General features: G+C 42.6%; 16 protein-coding genes and 3 pseudogenes. 11 read left to right on the forward strand and 8 right to left on the reverse strand.

The features are described from left to right. Positions 1 to 106: 106 nt before the first annotated feature. The 4 genes and pseudogenes from J5O05_RS05550 to arcA all read left to right on the forward strand — a co-directional run bounded on the left by J5O05_RS05550 (position 107) and on the right by arcA (position 4345). Positions 107 to 1142 (forward strand): annotated as a pseudogene (locus J5O05_RS05550) (methyltransferase). Between the two features lie 233 nt (positions 1143 to 1375). After that, positions 1376 to 3002: pseudogene (locus J5O05_RS05555) on the forward strand (ATP-binding protein). Continuing rightward, a complete protein-coding gene (locus J5O05_RS05560) occupies positions 3002 to 3520 on the forward strand; it encodes a YfiR family protein (RefSeq protein WP_208843948.1) in 519 nt (172 codons plus the stop codon). The pseudogene J5O05_RS05555 and the gene J5O05_RS05560 overlap by 1 nt, the downstream one beginning before the upstream one ends. 108 nt (positions 3521 to 3628) lie before the next feature. Then, positions 3629 to 4345: a two-component system response regulator ArcA gene (gene arcA, locus J5O05_RS05565; RefSeq protein ID WP_208843949.1), complete on the forward strand. Its 717-nt coding sequence runs from the start codon at positions 3629 to 3631 to the stop codon at positions 4343 to 4345. 3 nt (positions 4346 to 4348) lie between these two features. On the opposite strand, the pseudogene J5O05_RS05570 reads toward arcA, so the two are convergent. Continuing rightward, positions 4349 to 6302, reverse strand: a pseudogene (locus J5O05_RS05570) (ATP-binding protein). A gap of 182 nt (positions 6303 to 6484) precedes the next feature. Here J5O05_RS05570 and folE2 point away from each other — a divergent pair. From folE2 to J5O05_RS05595, 5 genes are all read left to right on the forward strand, one after another. Further along, a complete protein-coding gene (gene folE2 / locus J5O05_RS05575) occupies positions 6485 to 7405 on the forward strand; it encodes a GTP cyclohydrolase FolE2 (RefSeq protein WP_208843950.1) in 921 nt (306 codons plus the stop codon). An 80-nt stretch (positions 7406 to 7485) separates the two neighbouring features. Beyond that, entirely contained in the window at positions 7486 to 8079 is a 594-nt protein-coding gene (locus tag J5O05_RS05580; RefSeq protein WP_208843951.1) for a DUF2726 domain-containing protein, read from the forward strand. Between the two features lie 113 nt (positions 8080 to 8192). Next, positions 8193 to 8900: a 5'-methylthioadenosine/S-adenosylhomocysteine nucleosidase gene (gene mtnN / locus J5O05_RS05585; RefSeq protein WP_208843952.1), complete on the forward strand. Its 708-nt coding sequence runs from the start codon at positions 8193 to 8195 to the stop codon at positions 8898 to 8900. Continuing rightward, positions 8901 to 9251: a CobD/CbiB family protein gene (locus tag J5O05_RS05590; protein WP_208843953.1), complete on the forward strand. Its 351-nt coding sequence runs from the start codon at positions 8901 to 8903 to the stop codon at positions 9249 to 9251. It begins immediately after the preceding gene. Positions 9252 to 9274: 23 nt separating this feature from the next. Continuing rightward, positions 9275 to 9865 carry a hypothetical protein gene (locus J5O05_RS05595; protein WP_244369861.1) on the forward strand — a complete coding sequence of 197 codons (591 nt, stop codon included), beginning with the start codon at positions 9275 to 9277 and terminating at the stop codon, positions 9863 to 9865. Positions 9866 to 9984: 119 nt separating this feature from the next. Here J5O05_RS05595 and tyrS read toward each other — a convergent pair whose 3' ends face one another. Next, on the reverse strand, positions 9985 to 11184 hold the full coding sequence (gene tyrS, locus J5O05_RS05600; RefSeq protein ID WP_208844477.1) for a tyrosine--tRNA ligase: 1200 nt from the start codon (positions 11182 to 11184) through the stop codon (positions 9985 to 9987). A 151-nt stretch (positions 11185 to 11335) separates the two neighbouring features. On the opposite strand from tyrS, the gene J5O05_RS05605 reads away from it, so the two are divergent. Then, a complete protein-coding gene (locus J5O05_RS05605; RefSeq protein WP_208843955.1) occupies positions 11336 to 12664 on the forward strand; it encodes a peptidoglycan DD-metalloendopeptidase family protein in 1329 nt (442 codons plus the stop codon). A gap of 27 nt (positions 12665 to 12691) precedes the next feature. On the opposite strand, the gene J5O05_RS05610 is transcribed toward J5O05_RS05605, so the two are convergent. The 4 genes from J5O05_RS05610 to J5O05_RS05625 form a co-directional block, all read right to left on the reverse strand. After that, positions 12692 to 12871, reverse strand: a complete 180-nt coding sequence (locus J5O05_RS05610; protein WP_208843956.1) for a hypothetical protein — start codon at positions 12869 to 12871, stop codon at positions 12692 to 12694. A 397-nt stretch (positions 12872 to 13268) separates the two neighbouring features. After that, positions 13269 to 14399, reverse strand: coding sequence for a sodium ion-translocating decarboxylase subunit beta (locus J5O05_RS05615; protein ID WP_208843957.1), 1131 nt, complete (start codon positions 14397 to 14399; stop codon positions 13269 to 13271). Positions 14400 to 14408: 9 nt separating this feature from the next. Then, positions 14409 to 16190: a sodium-extruding oxaloacetate decarboxylase subunit alpha gene (gene oadA / locus J5O05_RS05620; protein WP_208843958.1), complete on the reverse strand. Its 1782-nt coding sequence runs from the start codon at positions 16188 to 16190 to the stop codon at positions 14409 to 14411. A gap of 3 nt (positions 16191 to 16193) precedes the next feature. Next, on the reverse strand, positions 16194 to 16448 hold the full coding sequence (locus J5O05_RS05625) for an OadG family protein (RefSeq protein ID WP_208843959.1): 255 nt from the start codon (positions 16446 to 16448) through the stop codon (positions 16194 to 16196). A gap of 367 nt (positions 16449 to 16815) precedes the next feature. Here J5O05_RS05625 and J5O05_RS05630 point away from each other — a divergent pair, with 367 nt between their 5' ends. Next, entirely contained in the window at positions 16816 to 17283 is a 468-nt protein-coding gene (locus tag J5O05_RS05630) for a YcxB family protein (protein WP_208843960.1), read from the forward strand. Positions 17284 to 17328: 45 nt separating this feature from the next. On the opposite strand, the gene csrA is transcribed toward J5O05_RS05630, so the two are convergent. Next, entirely contained in the window at positions 17329 to 17520 is a 192-nt protein-coding gene (csrA, locus tag J5O05_RS05635; protein WP_208843961.1) for a carbon storage regulator CsrA, read from the reverse strand. Between the two features lie 260 nt (positions 17521 to 17780). Further along, on the reverse strand, positions 17781 to 20384 hold the full coding sequence (alaS, locus tag J5O05_RS05640; RefSeq protein WP_208843962.1) for an alanine--tRNA ligase: 2604 nt from the start codon (positions 20382 to 20384) through the stop codon (positions 17781 to 17783). Between the last annotated feature and the right edge of the window lie 4 nt (positions 20385 to 20388).

Raw genomic sequence — 20388 nt, forward strand, 5'->3', positions numbered from 1 at the left:
GTAAATTGTTATATCGTTCACAGCAATTAGATTTCTTCGCTTTGTGAAGTAAAAGCAAGTTCGATTTAAAGGGCCTTTAGGCCCTTTTCTGTTAAAAGGTTTAGGTATGTCTGGTTCTATGGAAAATCCGAGTCTCCTTCTGCTTAGAAATGAGCATGAGACTCATTGGTCACGATATCCTCGTCATTAATTTTGAACGAGATGGATTTATTCGCAAACTGCGTAAACTGAATCCCGAATCTAAAATTACTGCATTTAGCTACAATATGGCCGACATCGATTCACTCGATAAAAACGCAAATGCAGAAGCGATTGTTGATGTAGAACTGCCGAAACGCGACTTTGATTTGATTATTTACTACTACCCGAAATCAAAGCCTGAAGCGCAAATGATGTTTGATAATATTCGGGCGATTGCATCGCAACAAACGCGTTTGCTGGTCGTTGGTGATAATAAAGGTGGTGTTAAATCTGCCCAGAAGCAATTAGAAGACAAAGCCGAAGTCTGTTATAAACTCGAAAGTGCAAAACACTGTGTGCTATTTGAATTCGGAGGCCTCTTTGCACTAGATAAATTCGAGATAAACAGTTATTTAAAACGCTTTGATGTAAAGATTGACGAACTGACTTTCAACGTAGCGAGCTTACCTGGTGTATTTAATCACGGCTCTCTCGACTCAGGCACAGCTTTACTTCTCAACGCACTAAATACCGATACTTTATCGGGCAATGTATTGGATTTTGGGTGTGGCGCAGGGATCATCAGTGCATTTATGGCACTAAAGAACCCGTCTATTCACCCAACAGCGCTCGATGTAAGTGCACTTGCGGTTTATGCAACGAATGAAACATTCAGGCTGAATAATGTTAAAGGCACAACACTTTTGAGTGATGGCCTCAATGCAATTACCGATACTTATAACGCAGTGGTGAGTAATCCACCATTCCATACAGGTCTCGCTACGGATTACACCATTTCTGAACGTTTTTTCAAAGGTGCGGCGTCAATACTGGCTAAGAAAGGGCAGCTTATCCTTGTTGCAAATTCGTTCTTAAAGTACTTACCAATACTCCAAGAAAACTTTAAAATGGTTGATATTCCAGCGAAAAATAACAAATTCACGATTTATCAATGCCAGTAAAACTCTCCTAATAATGCGGCCTTTTAGGCCTCATTATTACTCTGTATCCTCCTGCGAAATTCTTTCGCTTTTCCAAGATAGAACGCATTTCCTTTCAATTTTGTTCCTTTTCAGCAAATTGTTACCACAATCTTCAGGATTGTATTGCCGATGAAAATTTTTTGTTTTTTTATTTTAACTGTTTGCTACACTTGAATAAGTAACCGAAACGGGCAAGAGAACTATTACAAACAATGCCAAAGCCAGGATCTAAAACAAGTATCAGAAAAGCCCTGATAAGCGCGGTTATGCTTGTTACTGCATTATGCTTATCCCTGTCCATTTCTATTTCCACCTACTTAGACGTAAAAGAACAAAAACAACTTCTTATTGAAAAGCTTGGTATTCTTGCAGAAATTGTCGCTTTTAACGCGCAAATCACGCTTATCTTCGATGACCGAAAAACGGAAGATAAGCGCCTTCAATCGTTTAGCAATATCGAATTGGTTAAAAACATTCATATTTATGCGATTGATGACATCACCAATAAACCAGTTTTCTTTACCAGTTATAATGCGAGTAAAACGCCACCTGTTCCTCTAAAGGTGAATAACATAGATGAATTGTTAACACCCAAAATCAGCGGTGACTATATTGAACTGATAAAACCTGTCGTTTATGAAGGAAAAACGGAAGGTTATGTATATATAAGAGGCGGCTTAGAGCGATTAAATAGATATATAAAACGTAAAATATTAGTTGATATTTGTTTAACGATATTCGTCTTAGTGCTAGTTCTCTTTGTCGCTAGAGGGATACAAAAACGAATAGCGACACCAATCGAGGCATTAAGTTTATTGCTGCAAGACGTGTCCAAAAATCATAATTATAGTGCTCGCGCAGATAAAAATAACATTGAAGAAATTAATATCCTCGCAAATAACTTAAATTTAATGCTCGCTCGCACGCAAAACCAAATAGAACGCCATAAAGCCGATAAATTAGAAATTAAACAATTAAACCAAAGTCTTGAAGAAAAGGTAAACCAACGCACTATTGCGCTTCGCGAAGCAAATCAAGAACTATTGAATACGCTAGAGCGAATGCATCAATATCAAAACCAAATCGTTGAAAACGAAAAAATGGCGTCTCTTGGTCAAATGGTCGCAGGGGTTGCGCATGAAGTTAACACCCCTATCGGTCTGGGTGTAACCGGTTCTACGTTGTTAAGAGATAAACTTTCTGATATCAAAATGGCGTTTGAAAACAAAGCCCTCACGTCAAAACAACTCGAGCGTTTCATCAACGATGGTATTGAAAATTTAGACCTTATTTATCGAAACCTTAACCGCGCTGCAGAGCTTCATCTCCGCCTTTAAGAAAGTCGCTGTAAGTCAAGATTTAGAACTGAGTACAAACATTCAAATTGAGAATCTCTTGCGGGATGTTGTCACCTCTATGCGCGCAGAGCTTACGCTAAAACGCGCCGATGTCAGCATCGATTGCCCAGATAAATATGTTTTCAATAGTAAATCTGGGCCGCTGCATCAAATATTTGAACAACTGATCTCTAACTCTCTTATTCACGCGTTTGGCGATTCGGAGAGCCATGACCACCACATTAGCATCCAGATAGAGCCTTCTGAACACGAAGTACAATTCATTTATGCGGACAATGGTTCTGGTGTACCAAACAGTATCCGTAAGCGCATCTTCGATCCATTCGTTACAACGCGTCGTGGCGAGGGAGGCAGTGGTCTGGGCATGCACTTGGTCTACAATTTAGTTACACAAGCGCTTAATGGTTCTATTTATTTAGATGAGCATACTGAGAAAGGTAGTCGATTTGTTATCACTTTACCCTTGAAAGAGGTGCTGTGATGAAACGCCTGGGAATTCTGCTATTTTTGATAATATGCGGCCAAGCTGCTGCAAAATCACCCGAGCAGGTACGTTCCGCGTTTTTATTCCAAATGGCTAAATTTATCGAATTTCCAAAATCTCAAACTGAAAATAGTCTAAGATTTTGTTTTTATACATTAAAAGAAGGTCCAGGTTCGGTATTATCATCCAACACTGGACTTAGTATTAATGACAAACCCATTCAGGTTAAAGAAATAAATAGTGCATTATCATTAGTCGATTTATCAGATCGTTGTGATATTACTTACGTTGATGAAAGTCATGAAAATGATATACTGAATGCTTGGACTGAGCCAATGGCATTAAATACCGTAACTGTGGGTGAGAGCCTCGCGTTTTTAGAACACGGTGGTGTTGCAGCGCTGGTCCAAGAAGGGAGCAAAATTCGTTTGTATATCAATAAGCAAGCTATGAATAGGCACAATTTTAAAGTGTTATCTCGCCTGCTTGCCGTAGCAAAATTTCATCCGGACTGATTTTTCTTGTTAACATTTGAATATGCTCCTATAATCATCAATATTCGGTTTTTATTATACTGTACCGAATTTAATGTAAATAAAATATTCCCAAAAGGTTAATATATAATGCAAACGCCAGTCATTCTGATCGTAGAGGATGAAGACGTAACTCGGCTGAACCTCGTTAGTTTATTCGAAGCTGAAGGTTACAAAGTTCTTGAAGCCATTGATGGTGATGACATGCACGACAAGCTGACGTCAAATGATGACGTAAGCCTCGTAATTATGGATATCAATCTTCCAGGTAAAAACGGTCTGATCCTAGCTCGTGAACTTCGCCAGAAGAGAAACATCGGATTAATCTTCTTGACCGGACGTGACAACGATGTCGATCGTATCTTGGGTCTTGAGATTGGTGCTGATGATTACATCACTAAACCATTCAACCCACGTGAGCTTACTATCAGAGCTCGCAATTTGATCTCGCGTACAGGTTCAACTGCGGAAGAATCAAAGCTAGAAACCAACGGCGTATTAACGTTCAATGGTTGGGAGCTTGATGAGAATAGCCGTTGCCTAACTTCACCTGCAGGCGTTGCTAAGCGTCTACCAAAAGGTGAATACCGCGCGCTACGCTTGATGCTCGACTCACCAGGCCGTATTTTCAGCCGTGAACAGCTTATCAAGCACATGACGGGCCGTGAGCTACGAGCAAACGACCGTACGGTTGACGTAACAATTCGTCGTATCCGTAAACACTTTGAAAGCGATGCGAATACACCGGAGCTTATCAGCACTATCCACGGTGAAGGCTATCGCTTCATTGGGAAAATCGATAACTAAGCATTATTCGGTTTCAGCCAGCTTTGCAATTAATGAATGAAGGGCTAACTGCCCTTCATTTATTTTTGCAGTCAACTCATCTACCCACGCAGACAATACCTCGGCTGACTCGTTCGGCGAATCCAATTCCATCGTTTTTGCATGTAATTGAACTTGCAATAATCCTACAGAACCCGCGACGCCTTTCATTTTGTGTGCTACCGAGCCATATTCCTCAATATCACCGTTTGCAAGTGCTTCACGTAGCTCCTCACAATATTTCGGATTCAAGCGGCCAAACAGTTCTGTACTACGTTGGAAAGCCGTTACGCCCATTGACGCGACAAAATCGCTGATCGTTTCAATATCTAAGTGGCTGGCCTGCGCTTCATCAACGAGTCTCATATACATGCAGTTCATCGGGGTTTGCACTCTTTTGCGCGTTGAGTCCAAATAACTCACCAAGCATACGGTCTAGACGCGTCGTGTTTATTGGTTTAGCCAACGCCCCTTGAATACTTATACCTTCAAGCTCTTGCTCTGCACTGCGAACGTTCGCGGTAAGCGCAACAATAGGTAAATCATCAAAACGGCTGTCTTCACGAATATGTCGGGCAACTTCATCTCCATTAATATCCGGAAGCTGCATATCTAACAAAATAAGATCTAAATCATCCTCGGTTTCCACCAAGCAAAGCGCATCTTCACCTGTTTCCGCCCAAATGACCTCATGGCCTCGTTGCTCGAGCAGATTTGTCGCAATTTCCGCATTGAGAGGCACGTCTTCAACCAATAGGATGTTTAAACTTCTACCTGCATAACTCTGGGCTTTAGGTGCCGTGGTCAGTTTAAGCGGCAATTTTACGTCAAAACGACTTCCCTCGCCTTGCACGCTAGACACCGAGATTGTACCGTGCATGGCTTCCACCAATGCCTTAGTCACCGCGAGTCCAATACCTGAACCGATGGCATTCGCCCCCGTAGAATCTGGCGCTTTGTAGTACATATCAAAAATTTTCTCGAGTTGGTCTTCTGGGATACCCACACCAGTATCGATGACACTAATGTATAACCAAGGACCTTCTTCTAAATTTTCGCGGTGACACAATAGTGAAACCCCACCTCGATGAGTGAACTTCACGGCGTTGTTAATCAAATTCCACAACACTTGGCGCAAACGAGTTGGGTCAAGTAGTGCATAGACATCCAAAATACCTTGGCGCTGAATATTAAACTCAAGACCTTTTTGATCGGCTATGAGTCCCGCGAAGTTGACCACGTCATTAATAAAGTCAGACACATTTATGCTATCAGCAGCAATGTCCAATTGTTCCCGGTCTATTTTGTCTAAATCGATTATGTCGTTGAAAATATTGCCGAGCGTTTCTGCACTCGAAAAGACCGTGTTACACCAACTTTTTTGTTGTTTATTTAATTCAGTATCGAGCAACATGCGTGTTAGACCGACAATCCCGTTGAGTGGCGTGCGCAACTCGTGGCTCAGGGTGGCAATAAATTTCCCTTTGTCTTTATATGCAGTTTCTAATGCTAACTGCGCTTTTTTACGCTCAGTGATTTCTTTTCGTAATTCATCGATTGCACGGTGCTTTGCGTGGAGGGCAATTTTTCTTTCATCAATCTCGCTATTCAAGCGATTGATGTTGTCTTTAAGCGTCTGGTTTAAAAGTTTTTCTTGCTGTGTCGCTGACTCAATGTAGGCACGCGAAGAGTGCAATCCTTTCAACGCTTGAATCGTCATCATAATCAACATGGGAGATGCAATTGCTGCAAAGAACACAACAGACAACACATCGAGAAGATTGATCTCGCCAAGCGCCACGTAGAGAAACATACAACCCGTAACTAGCGCAACAAGCAGTACGATTGCGTAGCACGCCAGTCCTGCTTTTAAATCACCATGTTTTTCAAGAAGATTGGATACTAATCGCGTCCAAGGATCCATTGAGGAATCTATCATAATTACGTCTTACCGCTCCGGTTTCTTCTATTATACTCATGCAGCCCAAAGAGGCGAGAAATGTATCTGTAAATGCACAAAACTTGAATTAATCTCTTTCACGCCATCTCGATTATTTTCCACTTTCGCTCAAATTTCATGTAGTATGCGCGTTTTTTAAAGTTCTACGAATAGAGGAAGCTATGCCCGCTAGCATGCCAGACATTGCACACAGTGCTGAAGCGTTAGAAACCGGCCGTCTCGATTGGGTTGGTATGAGCAATATTGAGTTACCTATTCTGTTGGAGACCAAAGGGCTTTCACCTTGCTCTGTGTCTGCGAAGGCCGATGCTTTTGTGAGTTTAGATGATGAACAAGCGAAAGGCATTCACATGTCTCGCCTTTTTTTAGCCTTGGATGAACTCTCTAACGAATCAACGCTATCTCCTCTATCCATAAATACGCTGCTTGATCGCTTTATCACAACGCATGAAGGCTTAAGCCAAAGCGCAAAAGTGAGTTTCCGATTCGAGTTGTTATTGCGTCGGAAGTCACTTTTAAGTGGTAAACAAGGTTGGAAAGGTTACCCCGTAGAAATCAATGCCTCGCTCGCTCAAGGCGTGACCAAAATCGAATTAAGCGTCGGTGTGACCTACTCTTCGACCTGTCCATGTTCAGCCGCGCTTGCGCGTCAACTTATCCAACATGCATTTGATGCTCGATTCTCAGATACCAGCGTTGACCGAGAAGAAGTTCGCCGCTGGCTAGGAACAACCGAAGGCATTGTCGCGACACCTCATTCACAACGCTCAGTGGCAACGGTCAAAGTCGTTTTAGACAATGCGAGTCAAGAATTTGACATTGTTGATCTCATCGATTCGATTGAATCAACCCTAAAAACACCAGTCCAAGCAGCGGTGAAACGTGAAGATGAGCAAGAGTTTGCTCGTTTAAATGGACAAAACCTGATGTTTTGTGAAGACTCGGCAAGAAAATTGAAAGTTCTTCTCGATGCGAAGACATTTCAAGATTTCTATATTCGCGTAGATCATTTTGAATCGCTACATGCACATGATGCCGTCGCCATCGCAGTAAAAGGTATCTCGAACGGCTTTAAACCTTAATATTTAAATGAATCACTCCACTTCGGCACAGGTTTTGCTTAATAAAATCAGTTGTCAAAATGTTGAAAGTGGAGTGTCTTATGGAACTTGCTTTATTAGCTATCCTTGCTTTAGTTATCGTTGCCTCAGTTGTTGCTGCTAAATATAACGACAATACAGGTAATCCATATCCATTTAGTCGTAAAGAAAGTGTATTTACTGCGGTTGAGTCTTCTTTTCTGCATTTAATTGAGCGTGCAATCGGTGACCGTTATAAGGTTGTGAGCCGCGTGAAACTCGTTGACCTTATTGAGTGTAAGCCGGGCCTTTCTCCAAAAGCTCGCCGCGCTGCAATTACCAAAGCTAAAAACAAACAACTTGATTTTGTCCTCGTAGACAAAGATTCATTAAACATTGTCGCCGCTGTTGATTTAGTCAACAATTCCAATAAATCTGGTCACAAGGCTCAAAAAGATTGGTTTGTTACTGGAGCGTTGGAAGCCGCTGGCATCCCACATATTCGTATGAAAGTGCGCGCAGGCTACAAACCAGCCGAAGTACGTGCTGCTATATTATTCAAACTGGGTAAAAACGAGCGTCCAGAACCTCGTGAAATGCGCAATCGCACTTATAAACCAGCGGTATTATCTAGTTCACAAGTTAAGGCCATGTCCACTCAGCTTGCTGAAATTTAAAGAAAGAACCGTTTTCAACTTGTAAATGCAATGCGAGTTTGGTCAAAGGCTAAACTCGCATTTTCATTTTGGTCACGTATAATATTCGACATTATTGAAATAGGATATAAGACATGAAAGTAGGCATTATCGGCGCAATGGAGCCGGAAGTTGCAATATTGCGTGATACGATGCAAAACGTAGAAACCTTAACTAAAGGCGGCTTTACGTTTTACTCTGGCGACCTTGCAGGTCAACAAGTTACTTTAGTTCAATCTGGTATTGGTAAAGTAGCCTCAGCACTTGCGACAGCATTGCTAATTGATAACTTTACCCCTGATTGCGTGATTAACACGGGTTCAGCTGGCGGTTTTGAGCCGTCGCTAAATGTAGGTGATGTAGTCATTTCTGACGAAGTTCGCCATCACGACGTAGACGTAACTGCTTTTGGTTATGAAGTTGGTCAAGTTCCACAAATGCCTGCTGGTTTTAAAGCGCACCCTGAGTTAATTAACGCTGCGAAAATCAGTGTTGCGGAAGTTGAGAACGTCCAAACAAAGGTGGGGTTGATTTGTACTGGTGACACATTCATGTGCGATCCAGTGAAAATCGACAAAGCACGCCAAGATTTCCCTTCAATGCTGGCCGTTGAAATGGAAGGTGCGGCAATTGCTCAAGTTTGTCATTCATTGCAAACTCCTTTTGTTGTGATCCGTTCACTTTCAGATATCGCTGGCAAAGAATCACCTCAGTCATTTGAAGAATATTTAGAAGTTGCCTCTAAGAATTCGTCTAAAATGGTGGTTGCACTACTTGAGAAATTAACCTCGGTAACGCTATAAGTGATACTTTCTGTACTGCAAGCCCATGAGGGCTTGCTTGTTTTTCTCGGCGCCGTTGCGCTTTCCCAACTCCTTCCTCTTAACAGTTGGTATCACCCTAATTCCTTTTTAAGCCACCTGTTCAAAAACATTGCTAAACGTGTTTATAAAAAATCGCACCCTGCTCATCAATTGATGATTTCAGGCACGCTTGCATTTGTGTTGCCTGTAGCGATCATTTTGGCGTTGATATTTGGCATCAAAGCATTCGCACTTTTCCCAAATTGGATAGATGGTCTGCTACTGTATTTGTGCTTGGAAACAAGTTCTGAACCAGAAAAGTCGACAAAATCGCTCGTTTTTTGGAACTAAACCAGAAGGCAACAGCGAAACAAATGACGTCTCAACTTGTCGCACGAGACACCACGTCTTTGTCTGAAATGGGTATCGTCAAAGCTTGCGTCGAATCGATTAGCCTAAATCATATTCGCCAATTTTGGTTGGTCATTTTGTTTTATGTTATCGCAGGGCCATGGCTTATGGTGACATACAAACTACTACTGCTGATTAACCATGCTTGGCGTACCTTTGTGTTACCAAATAGCTATTTCCTAAAACCCCTCAACAAGACGCTTTTTATTCTAGAATATCCTTTAATTCGGGTTTTAATCGCTCTGTTGTCTATTTTCCAGAATTACAAAAAAACCTGGCACTACATCCATCACTATGGAAAGCACGCTTATCAGTCTAATAGTGGCTGGATACTGTCACTCTTTGCCGCAAGTTTGAATATTCAGATTGGCGGGCCAGCACATTACCTTGGTGAGAAGCTAAAAAAAACGCGCATCGGCCTTGAACGCCCTCCCGTACCTAACGACCTAAAAGTCGCGACCGCATTAATTCGACAGCTGCAATGGTTTGGCGTACTTTTCATCGCTTTGATTTGGGTTTTGTTTACGTTTGCGCTCAACTTTAAATTTAAATAGACCGTTCTTTTTGTCTAGACACATTGATTGTTAGGCAAAGTATTCGATTCACCTTTGATTTAGGGCTGTTTGGACAATAAAAAAGCCAGCGAATGCTGGCTTTTCTTATATCTGGGCAATTAAGCCACGGTTACATTTGCAAACTTTCTTTTACCAACTTGGTAAATTGCCGTCGTGCCTTTAGCAACCATCATCTTAGCATCAGTGATTTTATCTTCGCCATTTAGCTTCACTGCGCCTTGTTTAATCATACGCATCGCTTCTGATGTACTGCCTACAAGGCCCGCTTCTTTTAGTAGCACAGAAATAACCATTTCAGGCTCTTCGCTCGTTACAGTTACATCAGGAATATCATCTGGTAATGCATTTTTAGAGAAGCGCTGAATGAAGTCCTCGTGAGCCGCCGTTGCGTCAGCTTCACTATGGAAACGTGCAATCATTTCTTTTGCGAAATCAATTTTGATGTCACGTGGGTTTTTGCCGTTTGTCACTTCTTCTTTCAGTGCGGCAATTTGATCTAAACTCAACGCGCTGAGTAGCTCGTAGTAACGCCACATCAAATCGTCAGAAATAGACATGATTTTACCAAACATTTCTGTTGGCGCGTCAGTAATACCGATGTAGTTTCCAAGTGACTTAGACATTTTTTGTACGCCATCAGTCCCTTCAAGCAACGGCATCATCAATACCGTTTGTGGAGTTTGACCTTCTTCTTTTTGAAGTTCGCGACCCATTAACAGGTTGAAACGTTGGTCAGTACCGCCTAATTCAACATCGGCTTCAAGCGCGACCGAGTCCCAACCTTGAACAAGTGGGTAGAGGAATTCGTGAATCGCTATTGATTGCCCGTTCGTGTAACGCTTTTTAAAATCATCACGTTCAAGCATGCGCGCGACGGTTTGGCGTGCCGCTAGTTTGATCATGCCCGCTGCGCCTAATTTCTCCATCCACTCAGAGTTGAATGCGACGGTCGTTTTAGCTGGGTCAAGAATTTTAAATACCTGTTCTTTATATGTTTCAGCGTTTGCTAACACATCTTCACGGGTAAGAGGTTTACGCGTGACATTTTTTCCCGTCGGGTCACCAATCATTCCAGTGAAATCACCAATTAGGAAAATAACTTCATGGCCTAAGTCTTGGAAGGTTTTCATTTTATTGATAAGTACAGTATGACCTAAATGCAAATCTGGCGCTGTTGGATCAAAACCTGCCTTAATGCGCAGTTTTTTACCAGATTTCAATTTATCTTTTAACTCGTCTTCCAATAAGATCTCTTCCGCACCGCGTTGAATCTCTGCGAACGCGGTTTCTAAGTCCACCATCTCTCACTCCAAGTTTGTATTCGGCTTTTGACCGATTCTAGCGTATATTCGCGCGAGTTTAAATCAACAAAATACTGGTATTAGTGCTTTATAACGTATATCCTGCAATATTAGATACGAAATTTCTTGACAGCAGAAAAGGCGCATTATGGTTCACGTTGTTCATAAGCTCCCTAAAAAACACAAAGTGCTTATTTTGGGTATTCTCGCTGGCATTGTTGGCATTGCACTTATCCCATCAGAAAAAGCTACCGCGTCGAAAGACAACGATGCTTCAGCACTAGAAATTGGCAAACGCTACGAACTCCCAATTACCGTAACTGAGCCTAACATCACAACAGAAGTCACTCTTGAATCTGACGAAGAACAAATAAAAGAACCAGCTCAAGAGTTAAGTTTCAATGATTTCACGGTGAAAGCCGGCGATAGTCTCGCTGTGCTATTTAAAAAGGCGGGATTATCCGCACAAACCCTACATAGCATCGTCAATCTTGATAAAACATCTGAGCAATTAACTAAAATTCATCCAGGTGAAACGGTCAGCTTTGCAAAAGATGATAATGGTGAATTGTTGCAGCTTAAGTACGTGCTTTCGAAAACCGAAACACTACTTGTTACTCGAGATACGACTGGTCAATTTCACTCACACGTAGATACGAAAGAAGTCGACACCGTTTCACAATCGGTGAGTGGGGAAATCAAGTCAAGCTTTTGGACCGCAGGTATTTCGGCGGGACTGAGCGAGCGACAAATCATGAATTTTGCAGACATTTTCGGCTGGGACGTCGACTTTGCAAACGATATCCGTGAAGGCGACCAATTTTCTTTACTCTATGAAACGCATTATGTTGATGGGGAATTTGTCGGTACAGGCGACATTCTTGCGGCTGAATTTATTAACCAAGGTGAACGTTTTGCCGCTGTAAAACACAGTGATGGTAATTTCTACACACCTGAAGGTCGAAGCATGCGCAAAACCTTCTTGCGAGCACCCGTTAATTTTAAATACATCAGTTCTAGTTTTAATCCACGTCGTTTACACCCAGTGACAGGAAAAGTAAGCGCACATCGTGGCATTGATTATGCGGCGCCAGTCGGTACCCCGGTTGTTGCATCTGGTGATGGCAAAGTCATTAAATCTGGCAGAAATAATTTAAACGGCAACTATGTATTTATTGAACATGGTTCGCAATACGTGACGAAATACCTTCATTTGAATAAACGTACCGTGAAGACCAATGACAAAGTCAGACAGGGTCAAAAAATTGGTACTGTTGGCGCTACTGGCCGAGTAACGGGCGCTCATCTGCATTATGAGTTTTTAGTAAATGGCCAACACAAAAATCCTAAAACAGTGAAATTGCCTAAATCAGAGTCATTACCAAAATCTGAGTTAGCGACGTTTACACCTTTAGCAAACGAACGACTCGCTATGCTAGAACGTAATCGCTCACTTCAATTGGCTTTAAATAACTAATAAAAAGGCGCTCAAGCGCCTTTTTATTTAACCATTAATCCACACATAAAGCATTTTTACGACCAACGTTAAGAAGACCAACGGAAGGATCCACTTTGCTAGTTTCGGATAACTTGGACTCGGTTTTCCACCCGTGGCCTTCTCAATTAAGGGGACTAACAAAGCCAGCAAGGCAAAAACGGCGATAATAATCAGTATTGCTTTCATACCGAGAAGCTTAGCCTGTTTTCTTAATTAAATAGATAATTGATGCCATTGCAGCCACGATTGCTCCAGCAATTAAAAGAACGTACATAAGGCTTTCCTTTTGTAATTGAACTCGTTGCATACCTCTAGACTAAACCTAAATCACGTTTTAAACCAAATCAAAGATGTAACGAAATAAAATCTCGCCGTATAGACCCATAAAGTAAGTTCTACCCAGGTAAACAATATCGATTATCGCGACGGCGCTGAAATCCAAAGGAGCTATTTCCGTTTAGAGAAAACTTCAGCAAATTGATGAGCGTGATATAACAACGGTAAAGTGAATAACGTAGACGGATAAGAAAAAAGCGCAGCAATGCTGCGCTGTCATATACTGGCCATGTCGATTGGAAAACCATCAGCCAATCAAGGCAAGTAAAATCCCCGCCGCAACCGCGCTGCCAAGTACACCGGCCACATTAGGCCCCATAGCATGCATCAGTAAGAAGTTGTGCGGGTTACTTGCTAAACCTACTTTGTTAACAACGCGAGCTGCCATCGGTACAGCAGAAACCCCAGCTGCGCCTATCAAGGGGTTTATCGGATCGCTTGAGAAACGATTCATCATTTTTGCCATGTAAACTCCAGACGCAGTCCCTATAGCAAAAGCTATTGCTCCAAGCGCCAAGATACCGAGAGTTTCTAATTGCAGAAATTTGTCTGCCGCCAACTTCGAACCAACCGCAAGTCCCAAAAAGATGGTGGTAATATTGATCAACTCATTTTGTGCTGTATTACTCAAACGCTCTACCACACCCGATTCACGCATCAAATTACCTAAACAGAACATACCCACTAATGGTGCCGCAGAAGGAAGAAAGAGTGCAGTCATCGCCAACACCACCAAAGGGAAAATGATTTTCTCTTTCTTTGAGACGTAACGCAGTTGCGGCATTTCAATTTGACGTTCTTGTTCTGTCGTCAAAGCCTTCATGATTGGCGGTTGAATAATCGGTACCAATGCCATGTAGGAATACGCGGCTACTGCTATCGCACCAAGTAACTCGGGCGCTAATCGAGACGCAAGGAAAATCGCAGTCGGACCATCAGCACCACCAATTATGGCAATTGCCGAGGCGTCTTTGAGTGTAAATTCAAATCCTGGCACTAAGTTCAATAAGATTGCGCCAAATAAGGTCGCAAAGATACCGAACTGCGCAGCAGCGCCTAATAGCAGCATTTTCGGATTTGCGATAAGTGCACTAAAGTCAGTCAATGCACCAACTCCCATAAAGATAAGCAGAGGAAATACACCACTATCAATACCAATGTAGTACACGTAGTAGAGTAAACCACCAGGCTCCGCAAGCCCTGCTACTGGGATGTTTGTTAAAATGGCACCGAAACCAATAGGAACTAACAGTAACGGCTCAAACCCTTTAACTATTGCCAAATACAGTAACAAACCACCGACTGCCATCATGATAAGTGCAGACACAGTAAAGTTGGCAAGACCGGTTGCTTGCCATAAATTTAACAACCCTTCCATGACCTCTCCTTAGGCAAGCTCGATTAGCGGATCGCCTGCAGAGACAGAATCACCTTCCGACACCAACATTGTTGCGATTGAACCGGAATGAGTCGCGCGAATTTCCGTTTCCATCTTCATTGCTTCCATAATGACAACCACATCCCCTTTTTCGACAGTATCACCTGCGCGAACTCTCAGTTTTACGATGTTTCCGGTCAATGGTGCGTTTAACGTCTCTCCTGGAGACACTGACGCGGACTGAGGCACTATCTCACTGTGTTGAACGCTCACTTTCTGGAGCTCCCCGCCAGGTGCTACAACCACGTCATAGACTTTACCGTCCACTTTCACACTGTAATGTTCCGTTGCATTTGAGCTTGGTTTTGTCACTACAGTGGCTTTTGCTTCATCCGCTGCTTTAACTAAACCAGGAGCCGGTTCAAACACATCTGGGTTATTTCTGTTTTTCAGGAACTTCAGTCCGACTTGAGGAAAGAGCGCGTAGGTTAGGACATCATCAATGTGGGATTCACTTAACTCAATACCTTCTTGCTTTGCTTGCCCTAATAAGTCTGCCTCAAGTTGATCCATCTCTGGTTGCAACAAGTCGGCAGGACGGCACGTTATTGCGTCTTTACCTTCTAACACCCTTGCTTGTAATTCTGAATTAACTGGGGCAGGAGTAGAACCATATTCCCCTTTTAATACACCAGCCGTCTCTTTCGTAATCGATTTATAACGCTCACCAGTAAGCACATTCAGTACAGCTTGGGTCCCTACAATTTGCGACGTTGGAGTGACCAGTGGAATGAAACCAAGATCTTCGCGAACTTTTGGTATTTCGAGTAATACTTCGTCCAAACGAGCTCCCGCGCCTTGCTCTTTGAGCTGGTTCTCCATGTTAGTCAGCATACCACCTGGCACTTGTGCGGTAAGAATACGCCCATCAACGCCTTTAAGACTGCCTTCAAATGCAGCGTACTTTTTACGTACGTCTCTGAAATAGGCAGCAATTTCCTCTAATGCATTCAGGTCCAGCCCCGTATCTCGTTCAGTTCCTTCCGAGATTGCCACTAGCGTTTCCGTCGCGCTATGCCCGTATGTCATGCTCATTGACGAGATAGCGGTATCCAGCATGTCGATGCCAGCATCAATCGCTTTTTGATATGTAGCTGTACTCAAGCCAGTTGTAGCATGACATTGCATCGCGATTGGAATAGAAACCGTGCTTTTCAACCCTGAAATCAACGCCTCTGCATCGTACGGTTTCAAAAGACCCGCCATGTCTTTGATACAAATAGAATGACAGCCCATTTCCTCTAATTTCTTAGCCTGTTCTAACCACATATCAAGCGTGTGAACAGGACTCACTGTATATGAAATCGTTCCTTGCGCATGCGCGCCGACATTCACCGCCGCACGAATAGCGGTCTCTAAATTACGCATATCGTTCATTGCATCAAAAATACGGAATACATCTACACCACTGTGATGAGTCCTTTCGACGAACTTTTCAACAACATCATCTGCATAATGGCGGTAACCCAACAAGTTTTGTCCGCGTAATAACATTTGTTGTTTTGTTTTTGGCATTGCCTCTTTCAGTGCGCGAATACGATACCAAGGGTCTTCGCCGAGATAGCGGATGCAAGCATCAAACGTCGCACCACCCCAAGATTCAACTGACCAATAACCAATGTTGTCAATCTTCTCTGCGATAGGAAGCATATCTTCCAATCGCATACGCGTTGCGAGAAGAGATTGGTGAGCGTCGCGTAGAACGAGTTCTGTAAGTTTAAGCTGCGCCATGATTTACCCCTGTTGATGTTGTTTTTTATATTGCGCGACAGCTGCGCTAATTGCTGCAACGTGAGCTGGGGATACCCCCTCAGCTACCTTTGGTAAAGAGGTTTTCTTAACATTCTTCGCTTCAATTGGTGCTTCTTCACCAACTAACTTAGCGACCAATTTGACGATAAAAATGAGTAAGACCAGAAAAACAAATACGCCAACCATGCCTGTTAACATGATATTTGCTGCTGTAATAAGCGTCGATGTGACGTCCATTCCTCTCCCCCTAAATGATATTTACGCTGTTTTTTTGAATAATTATTCTTCGATAATATCAAATCCGTAACAACTGTCTACCTTATTGTAAATTGGTATTACCAAATATAATTCATATTGATTTCATAAAGATAACGGTAAATTAACGAAAAACAGGCTATTTACATGAAAAATATTCAAAATACCTTTCATTAATAACCGCTCTCTTTAACGTTGTTTTCTTCAAGTAAACAACCAAGAATTGGTATTACCAAACAATCACGCCCTGTTTCACTCAAAATATCAATTTAGGAAAAACGCCACGACGAAAAGCCTTTGCCTTGCGATTGCGGTATAATCAATTCTGCTATCAAAGAGTGAGTTTCACATGCAGTTTTCTTATCAATACACATTGGATAAAGCGTTTTATCGCGAGTGTTTTCAACAATGCGCACCCTACAGTGCAGCAAACAAACCCAAGTATTTACTATTGATTAGCTTAGTCGCTCTTGGCTTGTTTTCCATTTACGGACTAAACAATCATTACTTGGGTAACTTTATGATTTTACTTGCGGTGCTTGAATGCATTGCTTATTACTTCAAAGAAGCTTGGTGGGTACAACGACAGTTATGGTCACGAGCAGGTGGTTCAAAAGTAGAGGTTAATGTCACAAACAAGGGCATTGAAACAAAAAACCGAGGTAACACGATGAGTTGGACATGGGGTGAATTTTTGCAGATACATCGAACCGAAAAAGGTATCGTGTTGGTAAGCAACAAAGGCAACCATTATCTGAGCGATGCTCACATGCCAGACGGTTTACTAGAACAAATCCTCCAGAAAGTAAAAAAGTAGCCAGTGGCTACTTTTTTTAATTCGGCTTTACGCGATAACGCATAATTACATGCTATCTGAAGAAGGACCCGTCTTCTCCGCTTGGATACGCATGTAGATTTCTTCACGATGTACTGAAACATCTTTAGGCGCATTTACGCCAATACGTACTTGGTTTCCTTTCACACCTAGCACAGTCACAGTTACCTCATCTCCGATCATGAGGGTTTCACCAACTCGACGAGTAAGTATTAGCATTCTCTTGCTCCTGTTATTCCGATTAATTCAAAAGATTCCGCTGCAATTACATTTTAAAGAAAAGTTCTTATAAAAGTAAGTAAAACTCAACAACTAAATACTTTCCAGAAAAAAATCTTTGGTTTTACGCAAAAATTACAGCAAAACGCCCTTTTCCTTAGAATCAGCCCCAACATGACACACTAAACCTATTTCGTAGACAAGTTTGCGACGAAAAACAAAAAAGCGCCATAAGGCGCTTTTTTGTCATTCATCATCGCTTACTTTGTTTGCTCTTGAAACCAAGCTTCAACAGAAGAAAGTGCTGCATCAAGGTGCTCAGGTTGAGTACCACCAGCTTGTGCCATATCAGGACGACCACCACCTTTACCACCAACAAATGAAGCCATGTGATTAACAAGGTCACCCGCTTTAACTTTACCGGTAAGGTCTTTTGTCACACCAGCAATCAAACTGACTTTCTCGCCATCAGCAACACCTAGTGCAATCACACCTGAACCTAATTTCGATTTTAGATCGTCAACCATGCCGCGTAAGGCTTTAGATTCCGTGCCAGCAACGTTTGCAACGAGTAACTTGATACCGTTAACTTCTTTCGCGCTTTCAATCAATGATGCGCCAGCAGCGGACGCTAGTTTGTCATTCAATTGAGCCACTTGTTTTTCTAAACCTTTGGCTTTTTCAAACAACGCACTCACTTTATCGAACGCTGACGCAACATCACCTTTAAGCAACGACGCAATTTCAGATAACTGTTTTTCTTGCTCTGCAACATACGCAATTGCATCCGCGCCTGTGACCGCTTCTATACGACGCACACCAGCAGCAATACCACTTTCAGACACAATTTTGAATAAACCGATATCACCGGCACGCGTTACGTGCGTACCACCACACAATTCAATTGAATACTCGCCGATTGTCACAACGCGAACTTCATCGTCGTATTTCTCACCGAATAAAGCCATCGCACCTTTTGCTTTCGCGTCGTCGATGTCCATCAACTCTGTTTTCAATTCAAAATTGCGACGGATTTCCGCATTGACCGCGTCTTCAATTTTACGTAGTTGATCTTTTGTCACACCTTCAAAATGCGAGAAGTCAAAACGTAAACGGTCGGGCATCACCAATGAACCTTTCTGAGCAACATGCTCACCAAGCTCTTGGCGCGGCGCTTCATGAAGAATGTGCGTCGCTGTGTGGTTTTTCTTCACTCGATCGCGGCGTTCAGCATCAATCTGTGCATCAACTTTATCGTTTACACCGATACGGCCAATCACTTTACCTTTGTGAGCAAACGCGTTACCCAACTTGGTTGTATCCGCCACAACAAATTCACCGCCAGATACTTTCAACACACCGGTGTCGCCTACTTGGCCACCTGATTCCGCATAGAATGGTGTTCTATCAAGTACCACAATACCTTCTTGACCATCTTCAAGTACATTAACGTGCTGGCCTTCGTGGAACATTTCAACCACAGTACCAGTGAAGTGTTCTGCTTCATAACCTTTAAAATCAGTCGATTTGTCTGACTTCAATAACTCGTTGTAATCTGCTCCGAACTTACCGGCTTGTTGTGCCTTACGTCGCTGTGCTTCCATATGTTCTTGGAAACCACGCTCATCAATCGATAAGAAGCGTTCACGCGCAACGTCAGCCGTTAAATCCGCTGGGAACCCATAAGTGTCATATAGTTTAAAGACCAATTCACCTGGGATAACCGAACCTTCTAATGAGCTTAAGTTTTCTTCTAGAATCGCTAAGCCACGGTCGAGCGTTTTACCAAATTGCTCTTCTTCAATTCGTAGTACTTTTTCGATAATGGCTTGTTGTTTAACAAGCTCAGGATACGCCTCACCCATTTGCTCAACAAGCGCTGCAACGAGCTTATAGAAAAACGGTTCTGTTGCACCGAGTTTGTTACCATGACGAACTGCGCGGCGGACAATACGACGAAGCACATAGCCTCGTCCTTCATTCGATGGCATAACACCATCAGCCACTAAAAATGCACATGAACGGATGTGGTCAGCTACAACACGTAACGATTTATCTTCTAAATCCGTCGCGTTTGTTACTTTTGCCGTTGCATTGATTAAACCTTGGAAAAGATCAATTTCATAATTCGAGTGAACGCCTTGCATAATTGCCGAAATACGCTCAAGACCCATACCAGTATCTACTGATTGTTTTGGTAGGGGTTCCATTGAACCGTCTGCGTGACGGTTAAATTGCATGAATACCAAGTTCCAGATTTCAATAAAACGGTCACCATCTTCTTCTGGTGAACCCGGAGGACCACCCCAAATATGGTCGCCATGGTCAAAGAAAATTTCAGAACATGGGCCACAAGGACCTGTATCGCCCATCGACCAGAAGTTATCTGACGTACTGATGCGAATAATCTTGTCAGCAGGAAGGCCAATTTCTTTGTTCCAAATATCGAACGCTTCATCGTCTTCGTGATAAACCGTTACAAGCAGCTTTTCAGCAGGCAGTTGGAGAACCGTTGTAAGGAAATTCCAGGCAAGTGAAATAGCATCGCGTTTGAAGTAATCACCAAAACTGAAGTTGCCTAACATTTCGAAGAATGTATGGTGACGTGCCGTATAACCTACGTTTTCGAGGTCATTGTGCTTACCGCCAGCACGCACACAACGCTGAGAACTTGCCGCGCGTGTATATGGACGCTTTTCAGCGCCTAAGAATACATCTTTGAACTGCACCATACCCGCATTCGTAAACAACAACGTGGCGTCATTGCCTGGGATGAGTGAGCTTGAAGGTACAACTTGATGTTGATTACTTGCGAAAAAATCTAAAAAACTCTGCCTGATTTGGGCGGTCGTCATGTGCTGCATGTGA

The sequence above is a fragment of the Pseudoalteromonas xiamenensis genome, assembly GCF_017638925.1.
In the GTDB taxonomy this organism is placed as follows: Bacteria; Pseudomonadota; Gammaproteobacteria; order Enterobacterales; family Alteromonadaceae; genus Pseudoalteromonas; species Pseudoalteromonas xiamenensis.

Coding starts and splice junctions, on each gene's coding strand:
- J5O05_RS05560 (WP_208843948.1), top strand. CDS start 3,002: ATGAAACGCCTGGGAATTCTGCTATTTTTGATAATATGCGGCCAAGCT.
- arcA (WP_208843949.1), top strand. CDS start 3,629: ATGCAAACGCCAGTCATTCTGATCGTAGAGGATGAAGACGTAACTCGG.
- folE2 (WP_208843950.1), top strand. CDS start 6,485: ATGCCCGCTAGCATGCCAGACATTGCACACAGTGCTGAAGCGTTAGAA.
- J5O05_RS05580 (WP_208843951.1), top strand. CDS start 7,486: ATGGAACTTGCTTTATTAGCTATCCTTGCTTTAGTTATCGTTGCCTCA.
- mtnN (WP_208843952.1), top strand. CDS start 8,193: ATGAAAGTAGGCATTATCGGCGCAATGGAGCCGGAAGTTGCAATATTG.
- J5O05_RS05595 (WP_244369861.1), top strand. CDS start 9,275: ATGACGTCTCAACTTGTCGCACGAGACACCACGTCTTTGTCTGAAATG.
- J5O05_RS05605 (WP_208843955.1), top strand. CDS start 11,336: ATGGTTCACGTTGTTCATAAGCTCCCTAAAAAACACAAAGTGCTTATT.
- J5O05_RS05610 (WP_208843956.1), bottom strand. CDS start 12,871: ATGAAAGCAATACTGATTATTATCGCCGTTTTTGCCTTGCTGGCTTTG.
- J5O05_RS05615 (WP_208843957.1), bottom strand. CDS start 14,399: ATGGAAGGGTTGTTAAATTTATGGCAAGCAACCGGTCTTGCCAACTTT.
- oadA (WP_208843958.1), bottom strand. CDS start 16,190: ATGGCGCAGCTTAAACTTACAGAACTCGTTCTACGCGACGCTCACCAA.
- J5O05_RS05625 (WP_208843959.1), bottom strand. CDS start 16,448: ATGGACGTCACATCGACGCTTATTACAGCAGCAAATATCATGTTAACA.
- J5O05_RS05630 (WP_208843960.1), top strand. CDS start 16,816: ATGCAGTTTTCTTATCAATACACATTGGATAAAGCGTTTTATCGCGAG.
- csrA (WP_208843961.1), bottom strand. CDS start 17,520: ATGCTAATACTTACTCGTCGAGTTGGTGAAACCCTCATGATCGGAGAT.
- alaS (WP_208843962.1), bottom strand. CDS start 20,384: ATGCAGCACATGACGACCGCCCAAATCAGGCAGAGTTTTTTAGATTTT.